Source organism: Streptomyces sp. NPDC048751, assembly GCF_043198595.1.
Lineage (GTDB): Bacteria > Actinomycetota > Actinomycetes > Streptomycetales > Streptomycetaceae > Streptomyces.
In genome coordinates, this window is record NZ_JBICUX010000006.1 from 1 (window position 1) to 24,038 (window position 24,038).

25 protein-coding genes are annotated in these 24,038 nt (G+C 70.4%); 10 read left to right on the forward strand and 15 right to left on the reverse strand.

Annotation, left to right across the window (positions count from 1 at the left end):
* Nucleotides 1-403: 403 nt before the first annotated feature.
* Nucleotides 404-1,054 carry a DNA-3-methyladenine glycosylase gene (locus tag ACGFNV_RS19745; RefSeq protein ID WP_393624091.1) on the reverse strand — a complete coding sequence of 217 codons (651 nt, stop codon included), beginning with the start codon at nucleotides 1,052-1,054 and terminating at the stop codon, nucleotides 404-406.
* 152 nt (nucleotides 1,055-1,206) lie between these two features.
* Here ACGFNV_RS19745 and ACGFNV_RS19750 point away from each other — a divergent pair, with 152 nt between their 5' ends.
* The 3 genes from ACGFNV_RS19750 (at nucleotide 1,207) to ACGFNV_RS19760 (ending at nucleotide 3,272) form a co-directional block, all read left to right on the forward strand.
* Nucleotides 1,207-1,989 (forward strand): sporulation protein, encoded by a 783-nt coding sequence (locus ACGFNV_RS19750; protein ID WP_393624093.1) that lies wholly within the window; start codon nucleotides 1,207-1,209, stop codon nucleotides 1,987-1,989.
* Nucleotides 1,990-2,030: 41 nt separating this feature from the next.
* Nucleotides 2,031-2,570, forward strand: coding sequence for a YbhB/YbcL family Raf kinase inhibitor-like protein (locus ACGFNV_RS19755; protein ID WP_393624095.1), 540 nt, complete (start codon nucleotides 2,031-2,033; stop codon nucleotides 2,568-2,570).
* 195 nt (nucleotides 2,571-2,765) lie between these two features.
* Nucleotides 2,766-3,272 (forward strand): HNH endonuclease, encoded by a 507-nt coding sequence (locus tag ACGFNV_RS19760; RefSeq protein ID WP_133930385.1) that lies wholly within the window; start codon nucleotides 2,766-2,768, stop codon nucleotides 3,270-3,272.
* Nucleotides 3,273-3,351: 79 nt separating this feature from the next.
* Here the strand turns inward: ACGFNV_RS19760 and ACGFNV_RS19765 are convergent, their stop codons facing one another.
* The 3 genes from ACGFNV_RS19765 to ACGFNV_RS19775 all read right to left on the reverse strand — a co-directional run bounded on the left by ACGFNV_RS19765 (nucleotide 3,352) and on the right by ACGFNV_RS19775 (nucleotide 5,759).
* A complete protein-coding gene (locus tag ACGFNV_RS19765) occupies nucleotides 3,352-4,302 on the reverse strand; it encodes an SPFH domain-containing protein (protein WP_393624098.1) in 951 nt (316 codons plus the stop codon).
* A 132-nt stretch (nucleotides 4,303-4,434) separates the two neighbouring features.
* Entirely contained in the window at nucleotides 4,435-4,866 is a 432-nt protein-coding gene (locus tag ACGFNV_RS19770) for an NfeD family protein (RefSeq protein ID WP_393624100.1), read from the reverse strand.
* A 95-nt stretch (nucleotides 4,867-4,961) separates the two neighbouring features.
* On the reverse strand, nucleotides 4,962-5,759 hold the full coding sequence (locus ACGFNV_RS19775; RefSeq protein ID WP_393624101.1) for an ABC transporter ATP-binding protein: 798 nt from the start codon (nucleotides 5,757-5,759) through the stop codon (nucleotides 4,962-4,964).
* A gap of 151 nt (nucleotides 5,760-5,910) precedes the next feature.
* On the opposite strand from ACGFNV_RS19775, the gene ACGFNV_RS19780 reads away from it, so the two are divergent.
* Nucleotides 5,911-6,693, forward strand: coding sequence for a hypothetical protein (locus ACGFNV_RS19780; protein ID WP_393624103.1), 783 nt, complete (start codon nucleotides 5,911-5,913; stop codon nucleotides 6,691-6,693).
* A 181-nt stretch (nucleotides 6,694-6,874) separates the two neighbouring features.
* On the opposite strand, the gene ACGFNV_RS19785 is transcribed toward ACGFNV_RS19780, so the two are convergent.
* The 3 genes from ACGFNV_RS19785 to ACGFNV_RS19795 form a co-directional block, all read right to left on the reverse strand.
* The gene (locus ACGFNV_RS19785; RefSeq protein ID WP_393624104.1) at nucleotides 6,875-7,126 is read right to left on the reverse strand and encodes a chaplin; all 252 of its coding nucleotides are present in this window, start codon (nucleotides 7,124-7,126) and stop codon (nucleotides 6,875-6,877) included.
* Nucleotides 7,127-7,265: 139 nt separating this feature from the next.
* Nucleotides 7,266-7,907: a response regulator gene (locus ACGFNV_RS19790; RefSeq protein ID WP_393624106.1), complete on the reverse strand. Its 642-nt coding sequence runs from the start codon at nucleotides 7,905-7,907 to the stop codon at nucleotides 7,266-7,268.
* On the reverse strand, nucleotides 7,900-9,045 hold the full coding sequence (locus ACGFNV_RS19795; protein WP_393624108.1) for a GAF domain-containing sensor histidine kinase: 1,146 nt from the start codon (nucleotides 9,043-9,045) through the stop codon (nucleotides 7,900-7,902). The genes ACGFNV_RS19790 and ACGFNV_RS19795 overlap by 8 nt, the downstream gene beginning before the upstream one ends.
* Before the next feature lie 402 nt (nucleotides 9,046-9,447).
* Between ACGFNV_RS19795 and ACGFNV_RS19800 the strand changes: the two genes are divergently transcribed.
* The 3 genes from ACGFNV_RS19800 to ACGFNV_RS19810 all read left to right on the forward strand — a co-directional run bounded on the left by ACGFNV_RS19800 (nucleotide 9,448) and on the right by ACGFNV_RS19810 (nucleotide 12,309).
* On the forward strand, nucleotides 9,448-10,146 hold the full coding sequence (locus tag ACGFNV_RS19800) for an SDR family NAD(P)-dependent oxidoreductase (RefSeq protein ID WP_393624110.1): 699 nt from the start codon (nucleotides 9,448-9,450) through the stop codon (nucleotides 10,144-10,146).
* The gene (locus tag ACGFNV_RS19805) at nucleotides 10,143-11,183 is read left to right on the forward strand and encodes an S-adenosylmethionine:tRNA ribosyltransferase-isomerase (protein WP_393624112.1); all 1,041 of its coding nucleotides are present in this window, start codon (nucleotides 10,143-10,145) and stop codon (nucleotides 11,181-11,183) included. Before ACGFNV_RS19800 ends, ACGFNV_RS19805 begins: the two co-directional genes overlap by 4 nt.
* A gap of 340 nt (nucleotides 11,184-11,523) precedes the next feature.
* Nucleotides 11,524-12,309, forward strand: coding sequence for a transglycosylase SLT domain-containing protein (locus ACGFNV_RS19810; RefSeq protein ID WP_393624114.1), 786 nt, complete (start codon nucleotides 11,524-11,526; stop codon nucleotides 12,307-12,309).
* Nucleotides 12,310-12,393: 84 nt separating this feature from the next.
* On the opposite strand, the gene ACGFNV_RS19815 is transcribed toward ACGFNV_RS19810, so the two are convergent.
* Complete coding sequence (locus ACGFNV_RS19815; protein ID WP_393624116.1) at nucleotides 12,394-14,937, reverse strand: FHA domain-containing protein; 2,544 nt, start codon at nucleotides 14,935-14,937, stop codon at nucleotides 12,394-12,396.
* 246 nt (nucleotides 14,938-15,183) lie between these two features.
* On the opposite strand from ACGFNV_RS19815, the gene ACGFNV_RS19820 reads away from it, so the two are divergent.
* On the forward strand, nucleotides 15,184-17,235 hold the full coding sequence (locus tag ACGFNV_RS19820; RefSeq protein ID WP_393624118.1) for a streptophobe family protein: 2,052 nt from the start codon (nucleotides 15,184-15,186) through the stop codon (nucleotides 17,233-17,235).
* 212 nt (nucleotides 17,236-17,447) lie between these two features.
* Nucleotides 17,448-18,677: a phosphoserine phosphatase SerB gene (gene serB, locus ACGFNV_RS19825; RefSeq protein ID WP_393624120.1), complete on the forward strand. Its 1,230-nt coding sequence runs from the start codon at nucleotides 17,448-17,450 to the stop codon at nucleotides 18,675-18,677.
* A gap of 71 nt (nucleotides 18,678-18,748) precedes the next feature.
* On the opposite strand, the gene ACGFNV_RS19830 is transcribed toward serB, so the two are convergent.
* The 4 genes from ACGFNV_RS19830 to ACGFNV_RS19845 all read right to left on the reverse strand — a co-directional run bounded on the left by ACGFNV_RS19830 (nucleotide 18,749) and on the right by ACGFNV_RS19845 (nucleotide 21,264).
* Complete coding sequence (locus tag ACGFNV_RS19830; RefSeq protein ID WP_393624122.1) at nucleotides 18,749-19,267, reverse strand: SixA phosphatase family protein; 519 nt, start codon at nucleotides 19,265-19,267, stop codon at nucleotides 18,749-18,751.
* 65 nt (nucleotides 19,268-19,332) lie between these two features.
* The gene (locus tag ACGFNV_RS19835; RefSeq protein ID WP_393624124.1) at nucleotides 19,333-19,539 is read right to left on the reverse strand and encodes a hypothetical protein; all 207 of its coding nucleotides are present in this window, start codon (nucleotides 19,537-19,539) and stop codon (nucleotides 19,333-19,335) included.
* 239 nt (nucleotides 19,540-19,778) lie between these two features.
* Entirely contained in the window at nucleotides 19,779-19,895 is a 117-nt protein-coding gene (locus tag ACGFNV_RS19840; protein WP_133930400.1) for an SGM_5486 family transporter-associated protein, read from the reverse strand.
* A gap of 43 nt (nucleotides 19,896-19,938) precedes the next feature.
* Nucleotides 19,939-21,264 (reverse strand): CynX/NimT family MFS transporter, encoded by a 1,326-nt coding sequence (locus tag ACGFNV_RS19845; RefSeq protein WP_393624126.1) that lies wholly within the window; start codon nucleotides 21,262-21,264, stop codon nucleotides 19,939-19,941.
* 81 nt (nucleotides 21,265-21,345) lie between these two features.
* On the opposite strand from ACGFNV_RS19845, the gene ACGFNV_RS19850 reads away from it, so the two are divergent.
* On the forward strand, nucleotides 21,346-22,035 hold the full coding sequence (locus ACGFNV_RS19850) for a FadR/GntR family transcriptional regulator (protein WP_393624128.1): 690 nt from the start codon (nucleotides 21,346-21,348) through the stop codon (nucleotides 22,033-22,035).
* Here ACGFNV_RS19850 and ACGFNV_RS19855 read toward each other — a convergent pair.
* The 3 genes from ACGFNV_RS19855 to fabG form a co-directional block, all read right to left on the reverse strand.
* Nucleotides 22,016-22,369, reverse strand: a complete 354-nt coding sequence (locus ACGFNV_RS19855; protein WP_133930403.1) for a hypothetical protein — start codon at nucleotides 22,367-22,369, stop codon at nucleotides 22,016-22,018. The two genes, ACGFNV_RS19850 and ACGFNV_RS19855, sit on opposite strands and share 20 nt — an antisense overlap.
* 177 nt (nucleotides 22,370-22,546) lie before the next feature.
* Complete coding sequence (gene fabI, locus ACGFNV_RS19860) at nucleotides 22,547-23,314, reverse strand: enoyl-ACP reductase FabI (protein ID WP_393624130.1); 768 nt, start codon at nucleotides 23,312-23,314, stop codon at nucleotides 22,547-22,549.
* 5 nt (nucleotides 23,315-23,319) lie between these two features.
* Nucleotides 23,320-24,024, reverse strand: coding sequence for a 3-oxoacyl-[acyl-carrier-protein] reductase (gene fabG / locus ACGFNV_RS19865; RefSeq protein WP_133930405.1), 705 nt, complete (start codon nucleotides 24,022-24,024; stop codon nucleotides 23,320-23,322).
* Nucleotides 24,025-24,038: the final 14 nt, after the last annotated feature.

A 24,038-nucleotide genomic window follows, 5' to 3' on the forward strand; every position in this document is an offset into this window, starting at 1 on the left:
ACATATCTGGCGTTGATTTTTGGCACGCTGTTGAGTTCTCAAGGAACGGACGCTTCCTTTGTACTCACCCGAGAGACTCTCTCAGGCTTTCCTCCCGGGCGCTTCCCTTCGGTCTTGCGTTTCCGACTCTATCAGATCTTTTTTTCGATCCGATTCCCTGTCGGCGGGATGTGTCTGAGGCTTTGGGCTTTCGCCCGGCGGCCTTTCGACATTCACTACGTTAGCCGATTCCCTCGGCAACTCATAATCGAGTCCTGCGAGACTGAATTCGGGCATGCGGGCACGCCGAATTCGCTCCCGCTGAGGGGCGTCGTAGGTAGTGGGTTGGCCGCTCTCGGCTGCTGGCGATCGCCGTAACCGGTTCAAGCGGCTCGGGCTACATTACGCACCTTGGCAAGGCGAGTCAACTTCGGCGGCGCCTCGGGGCGTGGGCCCGATAGGGGCTCACCGTCGGGTCGTTGGCGATCCAGAAGCGCCAGGGATGGGTGTCCCCGTTGCCTCCGTCGCCGGCCACTCCCGTGCGGGGACCGTTGCGCACCTGGTCAGAGGGGACAGCGGTGCCCGTAAGGACGCGTAGCGGGGTCTCCTCCTGGGTACAGGCGTCCGTGCCGTCGAGGGAGCGGTCGACGCCCAGGGCGGTGGCCAGGCGGGCGGGGCCTTTGGCCAGTTCCTTGTCGTTCCGGGCCGAGAGTCGACGTTTGCGGGCCAGTTCGGCGCCCTCGACGATCTCGCCGGCGCGGAGCAGGACCGCGCTCGCCGTGCCCTCGGGACCGCACACGAGGTTCATGCAGAACCACATGCCGTAGGTGAAGTAGACGTACACATGGCCGGGCGGACCGAACATCACGTCGTTGCGGGCCGTGCGACCGCGATAAGCGTGCGATCCGGGGTCGTTCGGGCCGTCGTAGGCCTCCACCTCCGTCAGACGCACGGCGATCGGACCGTCCGGGGTGGTGCGCACAAGGATGCGGCCGAGGAGGTCGGGGGCGACGTCCAGGACAGGGCGGTCGAAGAAGTTCCTTGGCAGGGGCGTACGGTCGGGGGTCGCGATCATGCCCTCCGAGCGTAGTGCAGTCGGGTGGGTGCGTCGGGGTGGCCACGGAGCGTCCGGCTTGCCAGGGTGTGAGCGGAACCGGTCACGGCCGGATCGCGTTTGTAGGGATCAGGGATCAAGCACCAGGGATCCACTCGTAACGAGGGAGAGTCATGGCGTTCAAGAAGCTGCTCGCGAGTCTGGGAGCCGGCGGGGCTTCGGTCGAGACCGAGCTGACCGAGTTCAACGTCGTGCCGGGCGGCGTCGTCCAGGGTGAGGTGCGGATCCAGGGCGGGTCCGTCAACCAGCAGATCGAGGGGCTGTCGGTCGGGCTTCAGGCCCAGGTCGAGGTCGAGGGCCAGGACACGGAGTACAAGCAGAACATCGAGTTCACCAAGCTGCGGCTCGGGGGCGCGTTCGAGCTCCAGGCGAACGCCGTGCACGCCGTGCCGTTCGGGCTGGAGATCCCGTGGGAGACGCCGATCACCACGATCGACGGTCAGACGCTGCGCGGGATGCACATCGGTGTGACCACGGAGCTGGAGATCGCGCGGGCCGTGGACTCCGGTGACCTGGACCCGATCAACGTGCACCCGCTGCCGGCGCAGAAGGCGATCCTCGACGCGTTCATCCAGCTGGGCTTCCGGTTCAAGAGCGCGGACATGGAGCGCGGGCACATCCGGGGGACGCGGCAGAAGCTGCCGTTCTACCAGGAGATCGAGTTCTTCCCGCCGTCGCAGTACCGGGGCCTCAACCAGGTCGAGCTGAGCTTCGTCGCCGACGACCAGGCCATGGACGTCGTCCTGGAGATGGACAAGAAGCCGGGTCTGTTCAGCGAGGGCAGTGACACGTTCCGCTCCTTCCAGGTCGGTCTGCACGACTACCAGACGACCGACTGGGCGGCATACCTCAACCAGTGGCTGTCCGAGGTCGGCAGCAAGCGCAACTGGTTCTAGGCTCGGAACCACAGACTCCAGATCGATCAGGAGGTATTGAGGTGACCGAGCTCAAGAGGCGGCCGCTCCCCCACGACTTCCATCCGCCCGTGCCGTCGTTCACGGTCACGAGTGAGGATGTGCGGGAGGGGGCGACGCTCAAGGACGCTCAGGTCCACGCGGCCGGCAACACCTCGCCGCAGCTGCGGTGGGAGGGCTTTCCGCCCGAGACCAAGAGTTTCGCCGTGACCTGCTACGACCCCGACGCCCCCACCGGCAGCGGGTTCTGGCACTGGGTCCTGTTCGACATCCCGGCCTCCGTGACGGAGCTGCCCGCCGGTGCGGGCGGCGGCAAGTTCGAGGGGCTGCCGCAGGGCGCCGTACACGCGCGGAACGACTACGGGTCGAAGGAATTCGGTGGTGCCGCGCCGCCGCCCGGCGACGGGCCGCACCGGTACGTCTTCACGGTGTACGCGGTGGATCAGGAGAAGCTCGGTCCGGATTCCGACGCCTCGCCTGCCGCCGTCGGCTTCAATCTGCGGTTCCACACGCTCGCGCGTGCTCAGCTGATCGGTGAGTACGAGGTTCCGGCGCAGGGCTGAGTAAGCTCATCGTTCATTCAACGTTTGTCCGCCTCTGGTCTTGGAATTGATCAGAGGCGGGCATTTTTGTTGCCGGGGGTCGCGGGGGTCACCCCCCGTGAGAGCAGCAGATATTGCGTTGTCCATCTCGGCGTGCCCGGCCAGAGTTGATCCCAGCCCGCCAGGGGGTGGGCCGGTGCACGGGAGGTGGGCTGGATGCGGGACACGCTGGTACTGAACGCGAGCTTTGAGCCGCTGTCGACGGTGACGTTGAACCGAGCCGTCGTGCTGGTGCTCCAGGACAAGGCCGTCGTCGAGCAGGCCCACCCCGAACTGCGGATGCGTGGAGCCGCCGTCGACATACCGGCGCCTCGGGTGATCAGGCTGTGCAGGTACGTACGGGTGCCCTTCCGAAGACAAGCTCCGTGGTCGAGGCGGGGTGTTCTGGTACGTGACCGGCACAGGTGCGCGTACTGCGGGAGGCGTGCGACGACCGTGGACCACGTGGTGCCGCGGTCGCAGGGTGGTCAGGACACCTGGTTGAACACGGTGGCCTCCTGTGCGGAGGACAACCACCGCAAGGCGAACCGGACTCCGGTGGAGGCGGGGATGCCGTTGCTTCGGGAGCCGTTCGAGCCGACTCCGGCGGACGCGATGTTGCTGGCGCTGGCCCAGGAGGATTTGGCTGCGTTGCCGGAGTGGTTGGCTCTGGACGCGGCGTGATGCGTCGGCTGCGGGTCGGTGGTGGCTGGTCGCGCAGTTCCCCGCGCCCCCTTGCAGGGCGCCGGGAACTGACCGGCGTCTAGTCGATCTGAGGCTTCTCCCGGCGTTCCGAGCCGTTGTTGCCCTTGGAGCCGTTGCCGGCTGAACCGCCGCCCATGGAGCCGAAGTTGCCCATGGCGCCGGAGAGGCCCTTGAGGGCGTCGCCGATTTCGCTGGGGACGATCCAGAGCTTGTTGGCGTCGCCTTCGGCGATCTTCGGGAGCATCTGGAGGTACTGGTAGCTGAGGAGCTTCTGGTCCGGGTCGCCGGCGTGGATCGCCTCGAAGACCGTACGGACGGCCTGGGCCTCACCCTCGGCGCGAAGGGCGGCGGCCTTGGCCTCACCCTCGGCGCGCAGGATCTGGGACTGCTTCTCGCCCTCGGCGGTGAGGATGGCGGCCTGTCGCGTACCTTCGGCGGTGAGGATGGCGGCGCGCTTGTCCCGGTCGGCGCGCATCTGCTTCTCCATCGAGTCCTGGATGGAGGTGGGCGGTTCGATCGCCTTGAGTTCGACGCGGTTGACGCGGATGCCCCACTTGCCGGTGGCCTCGTCGAGGACGCCACGCAGGGCCGCGTTGATCTCCTCGCGCGAGGTCAGGGTGCGCTCCAGGTCCATGCCGCCGATGATGTTGCGCAGGGTGGTGACCGTCAGCTGCTCGATCGCCTGGATGTAGCTGGCGACTTCGTAGGTGGCGGCCCGTGCGTCGGTCACCTGGTAGTAGATGACGGTGTCGATGTTGACGACCAGGTTGTCCTGGGTGATCACCGGCTGGGGCGGGAACGGTACGACCTGTTCACGCAGGTCGATGCGGTTGCGGATGGTGTCGATGAACGGGACGACGATGTTGAGGCCCGCGTTGAGTGTCCGCGTGTAGCGGCCGAAGCGCTCGACGATCGCGGCGCTCGCCTGCGGAATGACTTGGATCGTCTTGATCAGGGCGATGAAGACCAACACCACCAGAATGATCAAGACGATGATGACCGGTTCCATCGTCGGCTCCCCGTACCCTTCTCCGCCTCGGCGCTTTCGGAAGATCTTATGGTTGTTGAAGATCTTGCTGCTCGAGTCTGACAGACCGTCGCGTAAGTCGTGGCTCGTTCGCTGCAGTTGCGTCGTACGAGGTCACATGATGATCGCCGTGGCTCCCTCGATGTCCACGACGTCGACTTCCTGGCCTACCTCGTAGGCGCGGTCGGTGTCGAGAGCGCGGGCCGTCCAGACCTCTCCGGCGAGCTTGATTCGGCCGCCGGAGCCGTCGACGCGTTCCAGGACGACGGCTTGCCTGCCCTTCAACGCGTCGATGCCGGTGACGAATTGAGGCCGTTGCCTGCTATGGCGTGCCGCGATGGGGCGTACGACGGCGATGAGGGCGACCGAGACGGCGATGAAGACGAGGACCTGGACGACGACACCACCGCCGAGTCCTGCGACGCCCGCGGCGGCCAGGGCACCCACCGCGAGCATGCCGAACTCCGGCATCGCGGTCACCACGAGCGGGATTCCGAGCGCGGCCGCGCCGACGAGCCACCACACCCATGCGTCGATGTCGTTCACAGGGCCATGGTAGGTCCGCGGGTCCTGCCGCCGACAGGGCGCCGAGCTGGATGAAGGAGGCTTCTTAGCCGGGTCTTTGCGCCCTCTTCACGCCGTCAGGACAGGGGCAGGCCCTGGGCGGTCCAGCGGTCGCCGACCTGCTCGACGACGAGCGGGAGGCCGAAGCAGAGGGAGAGGTTGCGGGAGGTGAGTTCGAGCTCCAGGGGACCCGCGGCGAGGACCTTGCCCTGGCGGATCATGAGGACGTGGGTGAAGCCCGGGGCGATCTCCTCGACGTGGTGGGTGACCATGAGCATCGAGGGGGCGATCGGGTCGCGCGCGAGGCGGCCGAGGCGGCGTACGAGGTCCTCGCGGCCGCCGAGGTCGAGGCCGGCGGCGGGCTCGTCGAGGAGGAGCAGCTCGGGGTCGGTCATGAGGGCGCGGGCGATGAGGGTGCGCTTGCGCTCGCCCTCGGAGAGGGTGCCGAACTTCCGCTCGAGGTACTCGCTCATGCCGAGGCGGTCGAGGAAGGCGCGGGCGCGCTGCTCGTCGATCTCCTCGTAGTCCTCCTGCCAGGTGGCCGTCATGCCGTACGCGGCCGTGAGGACCGTTTCGAGGACGGTCTGGCGCTTGGGCAGCTTGTCGGCCATGGCGAGGCCCGCCATGCCGATGCGCGGGCGCAGCTCGAAGACGTCGGTGCCGGGCTTGCCGAGGGTCTCGCCGAGGATGGTGGCGGTGCCCTGGCTGGGGTAGAGGTAGCTGGACGCGACGTTCAGGAGGGTGGTCTTGCCGGCGCCGTTCGGGCCGAGGATGACCCAGCGCTCGCCCTCCTTGACCGACCAGGAGACCTGGTCCACCAGAGCCCGGCCCTCACGGACCACGGATACGTCCTGAAGCTCCAGAACATCGCTCATGAGCGCGTTGTCTCCCCTTGCAGTGTGGCCGGTCTCGGCTGTCGCGTTCGCCTGTGGCTCGGTCCGCCGCGCCGGTGGGCGCAGCCCTCTAGGAAATCTACGCCACGGGTGGGCCCGGACATTCCATCGGTCCGGTCCTTAGGGTGGGGGCATGCTCACGGAACCGCGCTCTGGACGCCTTGCCGCTTGGGGAAATGCACTTTTGGCCGGATTTGCCTCTCCGGATGACGCCGTCCTCGCCATTGTCGGCGAGGACGCGGTGCACCGGGTGGAGGGGCTGCCCGGTGAGGCGGGGCCCGTCGGGCTCACGCTCGGGCTGGGGCGGCTGCGGGCGCTGGGGGTGAGCGGGCTGCGGGTGGCGTTGCCCGCGCCGGGTCATCCGCTGGGGCTCAGCGGGCCGCCGGAGTTCAATGCGCGGGCGATGGAGGCCGAGGAGGCGGTGGTCTGTCACGGGGCGGCGCTGGGGCTGGTGCCGGAGGTGTTCGAGGCGGGGCCCGCGGGTGATGTGCATGTCGAGGTGACCTGGCGGTGTCTGGCGGTGCGGGAGGCTCCGCCGGCGGATGTGCCGTCGTTGGGTGAGGCGGAGCGGGAGCTGGCGGAGGCGCTCCGGGAGGCCACGCAGGTGCTGACGCGGCTGGATGTGGCCGGGTCTGGGCCGGTGGCCGAGGCGGCGCTCGACGCGTATCGGGCGCGGGCCGAACGGGGGCGGGAGGTGTTGGCGCCGGGGTATCCGCCGCGCGCGGTGCGGGTGTTGGAGCTGGCGCAGCGGGTCGGGTTGTTGGTGTCCCTTGCCTATGAGAACGGGCATGGGGGTGCGGTGAGTGCGTCGGAGATGGCGGCTCGGGGCGAGGCGTTGCGGCCGGTGGAGCGGACGGCTCGGCGGGCGCAGGTCGCGGCGTACAACTCCGTTGTGGAGGAGCGGGAGCGACGGTGAGGGTGCCTGGCGCGGGGGCCGGGATTGGTGTGGGCGTCTCTGGGGGCTCTGCCCCCAGCCCCCCGTTTCGGCCTGGACGGCCTCGTCCTCAAGCGCCGGACGGGCTGATTTGCTGCCGCCCCGCGCTGAGGAGGCCCCGCGAGTCGTAGTTCGCTCGCGGGGCCTTGTGTGGTTCTGGGCCTCAGTGGTTGAGGGCCGTGTTGCCGAAGGCCGGGTTCAGGGCGCCGATGACGTTGACGCTGTTGCCGGAGACGTTCACGGGGATGTGGACCGGGGCCTGGACGACGTTGCCCGAGCCGACGCCCGGGGAGCCGACGGCCGTGCCGTGGGCCGCGGCGCCGCCGCCGTCGGTGGCGGACGCCATGCCGGCGCCGGCGGCGACCAGCCCGCCGGCCACCATCGCCACGGCCGCTGCCTTCTTCAGGTTCTTCACTTCTGACCCCTCCTGGTGATCGCTGCGGCAGTCGCCGCAGCACGCACTGGAGAACGGTGGAGCTCCTCGAAGGATGCGCCATCCGGGGGACATTCCCACGACGGTATGAATCTCAGCCTGGAGCGGAACCTTCCGCGTTTCAGCCGGTCACGCCATGCCGTACGGCCCACAGGGCGGCCTGGGTGCGGTCCGCGAGGTCCAGTTTCATCAGGATGTTCGAGACGTGGGTCTTGACGGTCTTCTCGGAGAGGACCAGGGCGCGGGCGATCTCGCGGTTGGAGCGGCCGTCCGCGATCAGGCCGAGCACCTCGCGCTCGCGTTCCGTGAGCGAGCTTCCCCTGCCCTGCCCCGGGCCGGTCTCCTCCTGCGACAACAGGGCGCCCGCGACCTCGGGCTGGAGCAGGATGTGGCCGGCGTGGACGGAGCGGATGGCGCCGGCCAGCGCGTCGGGGTCCACGTCCTTGTACACGTACCCGGCGGCGCCGGCGCGCAGGGCCGGGACCACCGTGCGCTGTTCGGTGAAGCTGGTGACGATCAGCACGCGCGCGGGGTTGTCCAGTTCGCGGAGTCGGCGCAGGGCTTCCACGCCGTCCATGCCGGGCATCTTGACGTCCATCAGGACGATGTCGGGCTTCAACTCCTCGGCGCGTTCGACTCCTTCGGCGCCGTCGGCGGCCTCGCCCACGACCTCGATGTCGTCCTGCACTTCCAGGAAGGTACGCAGGCCCCGGCGGACCACCTGGTGGTCGTCGACGAGCAGCACCCTGATTGCGTCAGCCACCGGGGACCTCCATCTCGATCGTGGTGCCCTTGCCGGGCGCCGATTCCACCGTCAGGGCGCCGCCGACGCCGCTCGCCCGGTCCCGCATGGAGACCAGGCCGAGGTGGCGTCCGTCCCTGCGTATCGACGGCGGGTCGAAGCCGGTGCCGTCGTCGGTGACGCGCAGGACGGCGCCGCCGGCGCGCCTCTCCAGGGTGACGTCGACCCGGAACGCGCCGGAGTGGCGCAGTGCGTTGTGCAGCGCCTCCTGGGCGACCCTCAGGACGGCCTCCTCCTGGGCGGCGGGCAGGGCGCGGACGCCGCAGCTGGCGAAGGTGACACGCGCGTCGTGGGCGCGGTCGAGGACCTGGACGTGGGTGCGGAGGGTGGCGACGAGGCCGTCCTCGTCCAGTGCGGCGGGCCGCAACTCGACGACGGCGGCGCGCAGTTCGTCCGCCGCTTCGGCGGCGAGGGCGGCCACCTGGTGCAGCTCGCCCTTGGCGCGGGAGGGGTCGCGGTCGACGAGGGCGGCCGCCGCCTGGGCCGTCAGGCGCAGGGAGAACAGCTTCTGGCTGACCGCGTCGTGCAGTTCGTGGGCGAGGCGGGAGCGTTCCTCGGCGATGGTCAGTTCGCGGCTGCGTTCGTACAGGCGGGCGTTGGTGAGGGCGATGGCCGCGTGCTGGGCGAGGATGGCGAGCAGGTCCTCGTCGTCCTCGGTGAAGCCGCAACCGCCCTCGGAATTCGTGCAGTTCTTGTTGGCCAGGAAGAGGGCGCCGATGACCTCGTCGCCGTCGCGGATCGGCAGGCCCAGGAAGTCGGACATCTCAGGGTGGGCGGAGGGCCAGCCCTCGAAGCGGGGGTCCTTGCGGACGTCGGCGAGGCGTTCGGCCTTGGCCTCCTGGAGCATGGCCGCGAGGATGCCGTGCTGGCGCGGGAGGGGGCCGATGGCCCGCCACTGCTCCTCGCTGACGCCGTCGACGACGAACTGGGCGAAGCCGCCGTGGTCGTCGGGGACGCCGAGGGCGGCGTACTGCGCGTCGAGCAGCTCACGGGCCGAGGCGACGATCGTCTTGAGGACGTCGCGCACCTCGAGGTGCCTGCTCATGGCCAGCAGCGCGGAGCTCACCGCGGCGAGGCCGGACCTGGGGCCTTGACTCATGTCCTCACGGTACCGGCGGGGTGTGACAGCGCGGATCGGACGTGCGGCGGCTGACTCCTAGGGCGGCGGACCTAGGGCCTGTCGTTTGGATCAGGTCGCAGGAAATCGACGCGGGCTGGTCAGCGCCGGTGAGCGGGGTTTGGTGCGTGCAGCTGCAAGGCGGAGGAGGGCGTCGATGCGGAGCATCGGCAACCGACGACAACGCCGCAGATGGGCGTGCCAGACCCCGCGTCTGCGGCGTGATCCAAACGACAGGCCCTGGGCCGCGGGTCCCGGAGCGGTGGCTTAGGTCGAAGGGACCCGGTGTTCTGCGGCCAGTGTCCGACGCGGAGCGGGTGGCCCGGTTCCTACGTTGAGGGCATCGCCGGTCGGAGGCGGTCCAATGACGAGGGGACGGTTGTCATGCCGGTAGCGATCATCACGGGTGCCTCGAAGGGGCTGGGGCGGGCGCTCGCCGGGGCTCTGGCCGCGCGGGGCTGGGATCTGGTGCTGGACGCCAGGTCGGCGTACGCCGTGAAGGAGACGGAAGCGGTGCTGGCGGTGCACGGGACGCGGGTGGCGGCCCTGCCGGGTGATGTCACGGATGCCGCGCACCGGTCGGAGCTGGTGGCGGCGGCCCGGAAGCTGGGTGGGGTCGATCTGGTGGTGAACAACGCGAGCGCGTTGGGCGCCGAGCCGCTGGTACGGCTGGAGGAGCTGCCCCTGGACGGGCTGCGGCGCGCGTTGGAGGTGAACGTGGTGGCCGCGCTGGGCCTGGTCCAGGAGTCGCTGCCGCTGCTGCGGGCGTCGCGGGCCGGCACGGTCATCGCGGTCAGCTCGGACGCGGCCGCCGAGGCGTACGAGGCGTGGGGCGGCTACGGGGCGTCGAAGGCGGCCCTGGACCACCTGGCGGCGGTGCTCGGTGAGGAGGAGCCGGGACTGCGGGTGTGGGCGGTCGATCCCGGGGACATGGCCACGGAGCTGTACGCGGCGGCCGTACCGGACGACGACGATCCACGGCCGGCCCCGGAGAGCGTGGTGCCCGCGTTCCTGCGGCTGCTGGACGAGCGTCCGGCGAGCGGGCGCTACGGGGCGCCGTCGTTGCTGGAGGGGTGGCGATGACGCTCACGGTGGGGGTGCCGGAGGGGCTGTCCGCACGTGTGCCGGCCGAGCAGCGCGGGCCCGGGCTCGACCGGGACGCCGTACGGCTGCTGGTGTCGCGGGGGACGGAGGTGTCGCACCACGTGTTCGGGGAGCTGCCGAGGCTGCTGCGGGCCGGGGACCTGCTGGTGGTGAACACCTCACCGACGCTGGCCGCGGCGGTGGACGGCAGGGTGGGGCACACGCGCGTGGTGGTGCATTTCTCCACGCGCGGGGACGACGGGCGGTGGGCCGTCGAGCTGCGGGCCCCGGACGGAAGGGGCACCACGCGCGCGCGTGCGGGCGGGCCCGCGGGGACTGAGGTGCGGCTGCCCGGCGTACGGCTGGTGCTGGAGGAGGCGCTGAGCGGGGTCAGCGGGCGGCTGTGGTGGGCACGGGTGGCCACGGGGGCGGTGGGCGGGCTGCTGCGGGAGTACGGGCGACCCATTCGCTACTCCTACACGGAGCGGGATCAGCCGTTGTCCGTGTACCAGACGGTGTTCGCGCTGCCGGGCGCCGACGGGGAGGGCAGTGCCGAGATGCCGAGCGCCGCGCGGCCCTTCACGGCGCGGCTGGTGGCGGAGCTGGTGAGCCGGGGTGTGCAGTTCGCGCCGATCACGCTGCACACCGGGGTGGCCTCGTCCGAGGCGTACGAGCCGCCGTACCCGGAGCGGTTCGCGGTGCCGGAGGCGTCGGCTCGGCTGATCAACGCCGTGCGGGCCGGTGAGGGGCGGGTGGTCGCGGTGGGGACGACGGCGGTGCGGGCCGTGGAGTCGGCCACGGGGGACGACGGGGTGGTCCGGGCGGCCGAGGGGTGGACGGATCTCGTGGTGACGCCCGAGCGGGGCGTGCGGGTGGTGGACGGCCTGCTGACGGGGCTGCACGAGCCGGAGGCCTCGCATCTGCTGATGCTGGAGGCGGTCGCGGGGCGGACGGCGATCGGCCGCGGTTATGAGGAGGCCGTGCGCGGGGGCTACCTGTGGCACGAGTTCGGGGACGTGCATCTCGTCCTGCGGTAGGAGAGCCCTCACACAGAGCATTGCTCGAGCAACTGGTGGTGAGACCGGGGCGCACCCGATGTGAGCCCTCACATAGGGCGCAGGTCACGTACGAAAGTGTTTAGGAGATACAAACCCCCCAAATGAACGGGACAGACGGTCTGGTCTGTCCCGTTTTGCCCTTCCCCGATCCACTACCCGGCTTCGTACGTCACACCTTTGCCACCGCATTTTGCGGCCGCTAAGAATTGCTCTCGTCGCTCAGCGCCGCGGGTTCGCACCGCGGCGTTCGTGCAGCAAGCACCCCTGTCCCCGACGGACGAAGAGCGACCTCCGCGCTACTCGAAGAGGTCCACCTGCCATGCCCAAGAACTTCCTTACTCGTGTCAACAGTTCCGCGCTGACCATGCACCACAAGATCGCGTTCGCCGGAGTCACCACCCTCGGTGCCGCCGCCCTCGCCTTCTCGGTGGTACCGGCCGATGCCCGGACGACCACGAGCGAGGTCTCCTCGGCGCAGGTGGCCCAGAGCGTCCAGCAGCCCAAGGACGTCAAGGCCGGCCTCACCGGCCAGCTCGCGGGCGAGACCGCGAAGGTCGACGCCATCGAGGCGCAGAAGAAGGCCCAGGAGAAGGCCGCCGCGGAGGCCGCGGCGAAGAAGAAGGCCGCCGCCGACGCCGCCGCCAAGGCCGCCGCGGCCAAGAAGAAGGCGGCCGCCGAGGCCGCCGCCAAGAAGAAGGCCGAGGCCGCGCGCAAGGCCAAGGAGGCGGCCAACCGCTCCGCCAAGCGCGCCACGGTCCAGCAGGTCGCCGCCAAGAAGTCGTACTCCAACAACCTCGACGGCTGGATCCGCGAGTCGCTCGACATCATGAAGAAGCACGACATCCCGGGCTCCTACAACGGCATCAAGCGCAACATCATGCGTGAGTCCTCGGGCAACCCGAAGGCCATCAACAACTGGGACATCAACGCCATCAACGGCATCCCGTCCAAGGGCCTGCTCCAGGTGATCCCGCCGACCTTCGCCGCGTACCACGTCGCCGGCACCTCCTGGAACATCTACGACCCGGTCGCCAACATCACCGCCGCCTGCAACTACGCGGCCGACAAGTACGGCTCCATGGACAACGTCAACAGCGCGTACTGAGGCAGACGCGGACCTCAGCCCGTGGACACCGAAGGGCGGCACCCACCTGACAGGGGTGCCGCCCTTCGGGACGTACGGGAACGACTACTTGCGCATGACCTCGGGCTCGTGGCGGCGCAGGAAGCGGGCCACGAAGAAGCCGCAGACCACGCCGAGGGCGATCAGGGCGGCCATGTCCATGCCCCAGGCACCGACGGTGTGGTCCCACAGCGGGTCGTTGTCGCCGGCCGTCTCGGGCGGGCTGATCTTGTTGAAGTCCAGCGTGGCACCGGCCGCGGCGACGGCCCAGCGCGACGGCATCAGGTACGAGAACTCGTTGACGCCGATCGAGCCGTGCAGGGTGAAGAGGCAGCCGGTGAAGACGACCTGGATGATCGCGAACATGACCAGCAGCGGCATGGTCTTCTCGGCGGTCTTCACCAGCGACGAGATGATCAGGCCGAACATCATCGAGGTGAAGCCCAGCGCCATGATCGGAATGGAGAGCTCGATCATGGTGGCGCCGCCGAGGACCAGTCCCTCCTCCGGGATCTCCCGGCTGGCGAAGCCGATCACGCCGACCAGCAGGCCCTGGAACACGGTGATCATGCCGAGCACGAACACCTTGGACATCAGGTACGCGGACCGTGACAGGCCGGTCGCGCGCTCCCGCTCGTAGATCACCCGTTCCTTGATCAGCTCACGGACGGAGTTCGCGGCGCCGGCGAAGCAGGCGCCGACCGCGAGGATCAGCAGGACCGTGGTGGCGGTGCCGTTCGGGATGATGCGGCCCGCCGCGTTGGGCGGATTGGGCAGCAGGCCCTTGTCCGCGTCGATGAGCAGGCTCACCGCGCCGAGGACGGCCGGCAGGATCACCATCAGGGCCAGGAAGCCCTTGTCGGAGGCGATCACCGAGACGTAGCGGCGCACCAGGGTGACGAACTGCGACATCCAGCCCTGTGGCTTCGGTGGCTTCATCGCCTGCATCGGCGGGACCTGTACGGACTGTGGTGCGACGGCGTCGATGTCCGCGGCGTACATCTGGTAGTGCTGCGAGCCCTTCCAGCGGCCCGCCCAGTCGTAGTCGCGGTAGTTCTCGAAGGCGGAGAAGACGTCGGCCCAGGTGTCGTAGCCGAAGAAGTTCAGCGCCTCCTCGGGCGGGCCGAAGTAGGCGACGGCACCGCCCGGCGCCATCACGAGCAGCTTGTCGCACAGCGCCAGCTCGGCGACGGAGTGGGTGACGACGAGGACCGTACGGCCGTCGTCGGCGAGGCCGCGCAGCAGCTGCATGACGTCGCGGTCCATGCCTGGGTCGAGGCCGGAGGTCGGCTCGTCCAGGAAGATCAACGACGGCTTGGTGAGCAGCTCCAGGGCCACGGAGACACGCTTGCGCTGGCCGCCGGAGAGGGAGGTGACCTTCTTCTCCTTGTGGATGTCCAGCTTCAGCTCGCGCAGCACCTCGTCGATGCGGGCCTCGCGCTCGGCGCCGGTGGTGTCGGCGGGGAAGCGCAGCTTGGCGGCGTACTTGAGGGCCTTCTTGACGGTCAGCTCCTTGTGCAGGATGTCGTCCTGCGGGACCAGACCGATGCGCTGGCGCAGCTCGGCGAACTGCTTGTACAGGTTCCGGTTGTCGTAGAGGACGTCGCCCTGGTTGGCGGGCCGGTAGCCCGTCAGCGCCTTGAGCAGGGTCGACTTGCCGGAACCGGACGGGCCGATGACTGCGATCAGCGACTTCTCCGGGACGCCGAAGGAGACGTCCTTGAGGATCTGCTTGCCGCCGTCGACCGTGACGGTCAGATGGCGGGCGGAGAAGGAGACCTCACCGGTGTCGACGAACTCCTCGAGCCGGTCGCCGACGATCCGGAACGTCGAGTGGCCGACGCCCACGATGTCGGTCGGGCCCAGCTGCACCGAGCCGCCCTTGGGGATGGGCTGGCCGTTGACGTACGTGCCGTTGTGCGAGCCGAGGTCGCGGATCTCCATGCGACCGTCGGGCGTCGAGTGGAACTCGGCGTGGTTGCGGGAGACCTGCAGGTCGGAGACGACCAGGTCGTTCTCCAGGGCACGGCCGATGCGCATCACGCGGTCGAAGGAGAACTGGTGGAACGTGGTCGGGCTGCGGTCGCCGTAGACCGGCGGCGCCCCCGCGCCACCACCGGGCACCTTCTGCACGTACGGCTCGTTCGGCCCCTGCTGCTGCGGCACGTGCGGCGCGTGCGGCGCGGCCTGCTGCGGCTGCTGCCAGCCGGCCTGCGGGGCCTGCTGCTGAGGCGGGGCCTGCTGGGCCCAGCCGGCGTTCGCGGCCTGTGCGGCGTACGGCTGTTGGGGCTGGGCCTGGGGCGTGGCCACGGCGGCCGCGGCGCCGGAGAGGTTCAGTCGCGGTCCGTCGGTCGCGTTGCCCAGGTGCACCGCCGAGCCCGGGCCGATCTCCAGCTGCTGGATCCGTTGGCCCTGCGCGTACGTGCCGTTGGTGCTTCCGTGGTCCTCGATGACCCAACTACGGCCGTTGAAGCTGACCGTGGCGTGGCGCCAGGACACCCTGGCATCGTCGAGCACGATGTCACCCTGCGGATCACGTCCGAGGGTGTATGGCCTGGACGGGTCGAGCGTCCAGGTCCGTCCATTCAATTCCAGTACGAGTTCCGGCACTCCATGCCCCACTGAGTAGTCCCCCGAGTTACCCCCATCACAGGGAGTCTAGGGATGTCGAACATCGTCGGGAACTATTTCAGGCGCGGCCCCCTGACCGAAAGTCGGGCCTTGTGAAGACCGCGTACGGGCGCTTCGACCGATTCCGTTGACGGGGTTGAAACCGGGCCGGAGAGTGGTAAAGGCACGCGAGGGGGACATGCGCGGCAACCGCGTCGCGTCGGGCTGCGGATCGGGGGGTCTGCCATGGGCTCGTCCAGGGGTGTGGAGAGCGCCGGGTACGAGGAGCGGGGCACGAGGCTGCCGTGGGCGGATGTGCTGCTGTCCGGGATCGCCGCCGTGAGCTGGGCGTTGATCGGGATGGCGGGTACGGCGGCGCTCGGTCTGCATCTGCTGGAGGCCGACTCGGCGGGTTCGCTCGGGCCGATGACCGCGGCGGTGGTGGCTCTTGGGGTGGGTGGTTCGGTCACGCCGTCCGGGGATGTGTCCGCTTTCGGGTTGAAAGGCGCGGAGGCCCATACGGCCATCGAGATCACGCCACTGGGCGTGAGCCTGGTCGGAGCGCTGCTGCTGTCCTGGTTCTTCCTACGGTCCCTGCGGGCGGCCGGAGTTGTGATCGCACCCGCCGAACTCCTCGCGCGCGCGGGCACGGTGGTCGCGCTGTTCGTCGCGATGCTGGGCGGGCTGGTCTGGGCGGGGCACGACGTCATCACGTTCGACGGGGGCTCGCTGGGGCTGGACGACCTGACGGGGGGTGGCGGGGGCGGGTCCGGAGGTCTCGACCTTCCCGGGCTGGGCGATGTCGGGGACATCGGTGGGCTGTTGCCGGACCGGCTCGGTGATCTGGTCGACGCGAAGGCGGCGGTGGGGTTCACCGTCGACACGGCGCCCACCCTGCTCGGCGGGCTGTTCTGGTCGGCCGGGATCCTGCTGATCGCGCTGCTGGCCTCGCGCCGCACGCCGTTGCCGCGTGGCTGGGAGGTCGTGCACCGGGTCGTACGGCCGGCCGCGTCGGCCCTCGTCACCATGCTGCTGGTGTCGGTCGCCGCGGGCTTCGCGGCGGCGGGCTTCGCGGCGATCTCCGACGACCACCCCCAGCGCATCGCGGGCGCGGCCCTGCTCGGCGCCCCCAACGGCACGTGGCTCGGCATCCCGCTCGGGCTCCTCGTCCCGTGGGACGGCCGAGCGAGCGGCGGGCTCGTGACCGTACTGCCGGATCCCCTGGACGACCTGCTCCGCATGCAGTCCGACCAGCCCGTGACGCTGGGCCGCCTGGCCGACCTGGACGGGCGGGTGTGGCTGCTGGGGGTGGCCGCGGCGCTGATGATGTTGCTGGCCGGGGTGTTGGTGGGGGTGCGGACGTCGGTGGGGGGTGGGGGGTCCCGGGTCGGGGGCGGGGGTGGGCCGCGGGTGGGTGATGGGGGTCTGCCCGGGGCGGGCCACGGGGCTGAGCAGCAGGGAGTGCGCGGGGCGGAGGCGGCGGAGGAGTGGGGTGCGCCGGAACGGGGGGCGGGGGGCGCGGGCGGGGAGCCAGGCGGGGGTGGATGGCAGCCGGGTGTGGGTGGGAACGGTGCCGGAGGCGAGGCGGGCGGGGGCGGTCCGGGTGGAGCCGGTGGCGGTGGGCAGGGGGTGGGGGCCCTGGGGTTTGCCGGGCGGTGTGGTTTGCGGCTGGGGGTCGTGACCGCGCTGGCGCTGCCGTTGCTCGTCCGGCTGACGGACGTGTCCGTGAACGCCTCGCTGTCGGTGCTCGGCTTCGACGCGTTCGGTGCGGGGATCGCACTGCACGGGCACCTCGGCATGGCGCTGCTCCTCGGTGCCCTGTGGGGCGCGGGGGCGGGGGCCGCCGGTGCGTTGCTGGCGTACGCGAGCGGGGCGGCGGGGCGAGGGGCCGCGCCCTTGGCGGTGCGGGGTGCGAGGGTGGGGGCGTCGGCTGAGGTCGCGGGGGCGGTGCGGCGGGCCGGGGACTGGTCCGGCCCGTACACGCGGGGCAGGTCGTACCGGCCCCCCAACCCGGACACCAATCCGTACCTGCGGGTGCCCCCGGAGCTGCGCGAGCCGGAGGACGCGCGGCCGCCGGGGTACTCCGCGGATCCGTCGGCGCCGCCTGCCGACGGTTCGCCGCCGAAGGACATCTACGGAGCCCCGACGGTCGTCCGCCCCATCGGCCCCCCTCCGCCGCGGTCACCCGGACGGCCCCCGGGGCCCCGCCCCGGCGACAGGCCGCCGCCCCCACCGGACGAGGGCCCTCCCCCACCACCGCCTCTCCCACCCCGAGGGAAGCCAGCGGGCCCGCGGTGACCTGCCCGCCTCCCGGCCGGCCGCTCCGGGGACGCCACCGCCCGCACCGACCCAGCCCGGAGCGCCCCCGAACCAACCCGGCATCCTCACACGTCCCCCGGTGAACCCGCCTGCGTCACCTTCGCTTCATCTGTTCGTCGGCCAGTGTTCCGTGTCCGCCAGGCGGACCTCAGGGGCGCGGTGTGGAGGGCGCCGGATACGGTGGACACACCATGAGCGCTTCGCAGACCCCGACCTCCGACGTGACCTCTGAGGTCCCCACTCTCCTGGTCAAGATCTTCGGCAAGGACCGGCCGGGCATCACGGCCGGCCTCTTCGACACCCTGGCCGCCTACGCCGTCGACGTGGTCGACATCGAGCAGGTCGTCACCCGTGGCCGCATCGTGCTGTGCGCGCTGGTGACCGAGCCGCCGCGGGGCATGGAGGGGGATCTGCGGGCGACCGTCCACAGCTGGGCGGAGTCGTTGAAGCTGCAGGCAGAGATCATCTCCGGGCTCGGCGACAACCGGCCGCGAGGCCTGGGCCGCTCCCTGGTCACCGTGCTGGGACACCCGCTCACCGCGGAAGCGACCGCCTCCATCGCCGCGAAGATCACCAAGGCGGGCGGCAACATCGACCGCATCTTCCGGTTGGCCAAGTACCCGGTGACCGCGGTCGAGTTCGCCGTGTCCGGCGTGAAGACGGAGCCCCTGCGCACCTCCCTGGTGACGGACGCCGCCGCGCTCGGCGTCGACATCGCGGTCGTCGCGGCGGGCCTGCACCGGCGGGCTCAGCGGCTGGTGGTCATGGACGTGGACTCCACGCTCATCCAGGACGAGGTGATCGAGCTCTTCGCCGCGCACGCCGGCTGCGAGGACAAGGTCGCCGAGGTCACGGCGGCCGCGATGCGCGGGGAGCTGGACTTCGAGCAGTCGCTGCACGCGCGCGTGGCCCTCCTGGAGGGGCTGGACGCCTCGGTCGTGGAGAAGGTGCGCAGCAAGGTACGGATGACGCCGGGCGCGCGCACGCTGATCCGGACGCTGAAGCGGCTCGGGTACCAAGTGGGCGTCGTGTCGGGTGGGTTCACCCAGGTCACCGACGATCTGAAGGAGCGGCTGGGGCTGGACTTCGCCCAGGCCAACACGTTGGAGATCGTCGACGGCCGGCTGACGGGCCGGGTCACCGGCGAGATCGTCGACCGGGCGGGCAAGGCGCGACTGCTGCGCCGGTTCGCCGCCGAGGCGGGCGTACCGCTGTCGCAGACCGTGGCGATCGGTGACGGCGCGAACGACCTGGACATGCTGAACGCGGCCGGCCTCGGGGTCGCCTTCAACGCGAAGCCGGTGGTGCGGGAGGCGGCGCACACCGCGGTGAACGTGCCGTTCCTGGACACGGTCCTGTATCTGCTGGGTGTCACACGCGAAGAGGTCGAGGCGGCGGACACGGTCGTCGTCGAGCACTGAGCCGCCGCCCAGCCGGAAGAGCCAGGGGACAGCCCGGCATCCCCCGCGATGCCGGACCCTCCCCCGTCACGTCACTCGGTCGGCGCCCAGTAGTCCAGCAGCGTGGCCGCGCCCGGTTCCAGGCTCTTCCACGTGCCGTCGAAGGACAGCACGGAGAACGCGGCGGTCGGGAAGCCGCGGCCGCTCAACCGCTCGCGGGCGTCCTCCTCGGCGGAGCCGGCGAGGACCTCGGTCAGGCCCTGGATTCCGGGGTTGTGACCGATCAGGAGAACGTTCTGCGCGTCGTCGGGGACTTCGTTGAGCAGCGCGATCAGCTCGCCGGGCGAGGCCTCGTAGATCCGCTCCTCGTAGACGGTTTTCGGCCGGTGAGGGAACTCATGGACGGCGAGCTTCCAGGTCTCACGGGTGCGGGTCGCTGTAGAGCACAGGGCCAGATCGAAGGGGATACCGGTGTCGGCCAGCTTGCGTCCGGCGACTGCGGCGTCCTTTCGGCCCCGCTCAGCGAGTGGGCGCTCGTGGTCGGTCACCTGTGGCCAGTCGGCTTTCGCATGCCGGAAGAGGACAATCCTGCGGGGTTCTGCGACGCTCATGTCACCCAGCTTCGCATGAAACAGGCCATGGGGCGCAGGGAGTTGACGAGCGGGTTTGCCGGTGTTCAGCGGGCCATGAGCTGCTGTACGCGCTCGACGAGCTGGGTGATCGCGGGGTCGCCGGTGGCCGCCTGGGCGTCCGCCGGGTTCAGTATCAGCAGCAGAAGGGTGACGAAGGCGAGCAGCGGCAGGGCGAGCGCCCACCAGGGCAGCCGGATGTCGACGCGGCCGCTGGTCGCCGGGTGGGGGCGGGGGTGCGTAGGGGCCGGCATCTGTGCCTCCGCTGGTCTTCGAGTGGTCCGTGGTCCGCCTTTCGCGGCCACATCTCGAAGTTACGGAACGCGCGGCCCTCAACCCATCCGGTGATCCACCCAGTTGACCCTGACACTCGCCCCCTAGGGGATGGTGGTGCTAGCCCCACCATCGGCCACGAAAAGGCGATCATCACAAAGAGTGATCATCGCGCGAGGGTGATCGTCACGGGGAGGCGACCGTCACGGGGAGGTGCCCCTCACGGGGAGGCGATCGTCGCGATGATGGCGATGATCACGAAGATGGCGAAGAACGAGCCGAAGACGAGCAGCAACTTCTTCTGGCCGTTCTGGGGGTTCGGATCGAGCACTGGCACACGGCCAGTCTCGCACCCCTCCCCCGCGCCCGGCGCCCGGGGGTCAGCGCCGGGCCTCGTCCTCGACCGTGCGGTCGCGTCCCGCCAGGACGCCCACGACCATCTGCGGCACCATCAGGGCGCTCATGAGCGCGATCGGCAGGCCCCAGCCGCCGCTGTGCTGGTAGAGCACGCCCACGAGGAGCGGCCCCGGGATGGAGATCAGGTACCCGGCGCTCTGCGCGAAGGCCGACAGCTGGGCGACTCCGGCGCCGGTCCTGGCGCGCATGCCGACCATGGTGAGGGCGAGCGGGAAGGCACAGTTGGCGACGCCCAGGAGCACGGCCCAGGCCCAGGCGCCGCCGGCCGGGGCGAGGTAGAGCCCGGCGTATCCGGCGAGGCCGCAGACGCCGAGGACGAGCACGATGGGGCCCTGGTGGGGCAGCCGGGCGGCCACGCGCGGGATGACGAAGGCCAGGGGCACGCCCATCACCATGGTGACGGCGAGGAGCAGTCCCGCTGTCCCGGCGGGCACGCCGGCGTCGCGGAAGATCTGCGCCATCCAGCCCATGGTGATGTAGGCGGCGGTGGCCTGGAGGCCGAAGAAGACGGCCAGCGCCCAGGCGGTACGGCTGCGGGTGACGCGCAGGCCTGCCGACGGCTCCTCCCGCGCGGGTGCACGGGTCGCGGCCTCCGCCCCTCGCTGGCGTACGAACGGGACCCAGGGCACCACGGCCAGCGCGGCCAGGGCCGCCCATACGGCGAGTCCCGGCTGCCAGCTGCCGCCCAGGGCCTGCGTGAGGGGCACGGTGACCGCGGCGGCGGCCGAGGTGCCGAGAGCCAGCGCCATCGAGTACAGGCCGGTCATGGAGCCGACCCGGTCCGGGAACCAGCGCTTGACGATGACCGGCATCAGGACGTTGCTGACCGCGATGCCCATGAGGGCGAGGGCGCTGGCGGCGAGGAAGCCGGCCGTGCCACCGACGTAGGGACGTATGAGCAGGCCCGCGGTGATGGCGACCATGCCCGCGCATACGACCGCCCCCGGGCCGAAGCGGCGGGCGAGGCGGGGTGCGGTGACGCCGAAAACGGCGAAGCAGAGCGGGGGCACCGACGTCAGGAGGCCGGCCACGCTGCCGCTCATGCCGAGGCCGTCGCGGACCTCTTCGAGAAGGGCGCCGAGGCTGGTGATGGCGGGGCGGAGGTTGAGGGCGGACAGCACGATGCCGATGACGAGCAGACGCGTCACCCACGCGCGCGTGGCGGAGGGGGCGCCCGCGCGGGGCGCGTGGCTCGTGGAGGGCTGGGAACTGCGTTCGGTCAAGGGTGCCGTTGTCGGTGCCGTAGGTGTCGGTGTCCGTGTCGTGGTCCGGGTTTCCTCGCGTGCCATGCCTCCATCATAGAATCATAGGATGATTGGTTGTCCATCCCCGGGGCGTCCTCCCCGGACCGTTCCGTGCGAAGGTGTGCCATGCCCCTGAGCCATCCGCGTCGCTCGGCACTGTCCGAGCAGGTCATCGCCGCGCTGCGCACCCAGATCACCTCGGGCGAGTGGCCGGTGGGTTCGCGCATCCCGACGGAGCCCGAGCTGGTCGAGCAGCTGGGCGTGGCCCGCAACACGGTCCGCGAGGCGGTCCGCGCCCTCGCGCACAACGGCCTGCTGGACATCCGTCAGGGCTCGGGCACGTACGTCGTGGCGACCAGTGAGCTGGCCGGCGTGATGCACCGCCGTTTCGCGGGCACGGATCCCCGGCACATCGCCGAGCTGCGCTCCACCCTGGAGTCGGGCGCCGCCAAGCTGGCCGCCGAGCGGCGCACGGAGAAGGACCTCAAGCAGCTGGACGCGCTGCTGCTGCGCCGCGAGGAGGCGTGGGAGTCGGGCGACACGGAGGCCTTCGTGACCGCGGACTCGACGTTCCACATGGCAGTGGTGGCCGCGTCCCACAACGAGGTCATGACGGCGATGTACGCCGACCTGGGCGAGGTGCTGCGCGACTGGCTGCGCGACGACGTCGGCGAGAAGCTGACGCCGGAGTCGTACATGGACCACACCCGGCTGGTGGACGCGATCCGCGCGGGCGACGCGGAGACGGCGGCGGCCGAGGCGGCGGGCTACCCGTTCCAGTGCCGGCCCGGACGCTTCACCCCTTCTGGTGACTGACCCAGGCTGAGCCCACTTCCTTCCAGCAGCGGCCGCTGAGCCGTACCGTCATCGCGGGATCGACCTCGGCCGGGGCGCTGTCGGTGTCGAGGTCCCACCACCGGTCGCACTCGATGTGCAGGCGCACGCGGTCGATGTCGACATAGGGGTTGTGACAGTGGGCGACCACGTGGGAACCACGGACGGTCGTCCGGCACTCCGCGCCGAACGGCTCCGGCTTCGCGGGCTGCCGCACCTGCACGCGCGCGTGGGGCATCGCCTCGTACGGCAGGCACATGACGAGGGCGACGGCGAGCGCCGCGGTCACTGGGGCCAGGCTGCTGGACAGGCGCACAAGGGGACCTCCTCGGCCGGGCTGGGGAGGGAAACGCGAGACGGACGCGTAATCCAGAGTGCCCGGTGGTCCCCGGCCCCCGCCCGGCCGGATGCGCCGAAAGGGTGAGCACACGCACACCGAGGGCCCCCACCCGAACGGGTGAGGGCCCGGTGGCTGCCGGTCAGGCGGCGGCGATCACGCGCCGATGGCGTGCAGACCGCCGTCCACGTGGACGATCTCGCCCGTGGTCTTCGGGAACCAGTCGCTCAGCAGGGCGACGACACCACGGCCCGCCGGGTCCGGGTCCTTGAGGTCCCACTCCAGGGGCGCGCGGGTGTCCCACACGGACGCCAGCTCCGCGAAGCCCGGGATGGACTTGGCGGCCATGGAGCCGATCGGGCCGGCGGAGACCAGGTTGCAGCGGATGTTCTGCTTGCCCAGGTCACGCGCCATGTAGCGGCTGGTGGCCTCCAGGGCGGCCTTGGCCGGGCCCATCCAGTCGTACTGTGGCCAGGCGTACTGCGCGTCGAAGGTCAGGCCGACGACCGAGCCGCCGTTCTGCATCAGCGGCAGGCAGGCCATGGTGAGCGACTTCAGGGAGTACGCCGAGACGTGCATGGCCGTGGCGACCGACTCGAACGGCGTGTTGAGGAAGTTGCCGCCGAGGGCGTCCTGCGGCGCGAACCCGATGGAGTGCACGACACCGTCGAGGCCGCCGAGCTCCTCGCCGACGATGTCGGCCAGGCGGCCGAGGTGCTCGTCGTTGGTGACGTCGAGCTCGATCACCTTGGTCGGCTTGGGCAGCTTCTTGGCGATGCGCTCGGTCAGGGTGGGCCGCGGGAACGCGGTCAGGATGATCTCCGCGCCCTGCTCCTGGGCCAGCTTGGCGGTGTGGAAGGCGATGGAGGACTCCATCAGCACACCGGTGATCAGGACGCGCTTGCCCTCGAGAATTCCGCTCATGGTGATCAGTGACCCATTCCCAGTCCGCCGTCAACGGGAATGACGGCTCCAGTGATGTACGAGGCGTCGTCGGAGGCGAGGAACCGCACCGTCGCGGCGATCTCCTCCGGCCGCGCGTACCGGCCGAGCGGCACCTGGGACACGATGCCCGCGCGCTGCTCGTCGGTGAGCACCTTGGTCATGTCGGTGTCGACGAAGCCGGGCGCGACGACGTTGAAGGTGATGTTGCGGGAGCCGAGCTCACGGGCGAGGGAGCGCGCGAAGCCGACAAGAGCGGCCTTGGAGGCGGCGTAGTTCGCCTGACCGGGCGAGCCGTACAGGCCGACCACCGAGGAGATGAGGACGACACGGCCCTTCTTGGCGCGCAGCATGGCGCGGTTGGCGCGCTTGACCACACGGAAGGTGCCGGTGAGGTTGGTGTCGATGACCGAGGTGAAGTCCTCCTCGGACATGCGCATCAGGAGCTGGTCCTTGGTGATGCCGGCGTTGGCGATCAGGACCTCGACGGGGCCGTGCTGGGCCTCGATCTCCTTGTAGGCCTGCTCCACCTGCTCGGGGTCGGTGATGTCGCACTTGACGGCCAGGAAGCCGGCCGGCGGCTCCCCCGAGCGGTACGTGATCGCGACCTTGTCGCCGGCGTCGGCGAAAGCGCGGGCGATGGCGAGGCCGATGCCCCGGTTGCCTCCGGTGACGAGAACCGAGCGGCTCAACGGATCACCCTTTC

Coding starts and splice junctions, on each gene's coding strand:
- ACGFNV_RS19745 (WP_393624091.1), bottom strand. CDS start 1,054: ATGATCGCGACCCCCGACCGTACGCCCCTGCCAAGGAACTTCTTCGAC.
- ACGFNV_RS19750 (WP_393624093.1), top strand. CDS start 1,207: ATGGCGTTCAAGAAGCTGCTCGCGAGTCTGGGAGCCGGCGGGGCTTCG.
- ACGFNV_RS19760 (WP_133930385.1), top strand. CDS start 2,766: ATGCGGGACACGCTGGTACTGAACGCGAGCTTTGAGCCGCTGTCGACG.
- ACGFNV_RS19765 (WP_393624098.1), bottom strand. CDS start 4,302: ATGGAACCGGTCATCATCGTCTTGATCATTCTGGTGGTGTTGGTCTTC.
- ACGFNV_RS19775 (WP_393624101.1), bottom strand. CDS start 5,759: ATGAGCGATGTTCTGGAGCTTCAGGACGTATCCGTGGTCCGTGAGGGC.
- ACGFNV_RS19780 (WP_393624103.1), top strand. CDS start 5,911: ATGCTCACGGAACCGCGCTCTGGACGCCTTGCCGCTTGGGGAAATGCA.
- ACGFNV_RS19795 (WP_393624108.1), bottom strand. CDS start 9,045: ATGAGTCAAGGCCCCAGGTCCGGCCTCGCCGCGGTGAGCTCCGCGCTG.
- ACGFNV_RS19800 (WP_393624110.1), top strand. CDS start 9,448: ATGCCGGTAGCGATCATCACGGGTGCCTCGAAGGGGCTGGGGCGGGCG.
- ACGFNV_RS19805 (WP_393624112.1), top strand. CDS start 10,143: ATGACGCTCACGGTGGGGGTGCCGGAGGGGCTGTCCGCACGTGTGCCG.
- ACGFNV_RS19810 (WP_393624114.1), top strand. CDS start 11,524: ATGCCCAAGAACTTCCTTACTCGTGTCAACAGTTCCGCGCTGACCATG.
- ACGFNV_RS19820 (WP_393624118.1), top strand. CDS start 15,184: ATGGGCTCGTCCAGGGGTGTGGAGAGCGCCGGGTACGAGGAGCGGGGC.
- serB (WP_393624120.1), top strand. CDS start 17,448: ATGAGCGCTTCGCAGACCCCGACCTCCGACGTGACCTCTGAGGTCCCC.
- ACGFNV_RS19830 (WP_393624122.1), bottom strand. CDS start 19,267: ATGAGCGTCGCAGAACCCCGCAGGATTGTCCTCTTCCGGCATGCGAAA.
- ACGFNV_RS19835 (WP_393624124.1), bottom strand. CDS start 19,539: ATGCCGGCCCCTACGCACCCCCGCCCCCACCCGGCGACCAGCGGCCGC.
- ACGFNV_RS19845 (WP_393624126.1), bottom strand. CDS start 21,264: ATGGCACGCGAGGAAACCCGGACCACGACACGGACACCGACACCTACG.
- ACGFNV_RS19850 (WP_393624128.1), top strand. CDS start 21,346: ATGCCCCTGAGCCATCCGCGTCGCTCGGCACTGTCCGAGCAGGTCATC.
- fabI (WP_393624130.1), bottom strand. CDS start 23,314: ATGAGCGGAATTCTCGAGGGCAAGCGCGTCCTGATCACCGGTGTGCTG.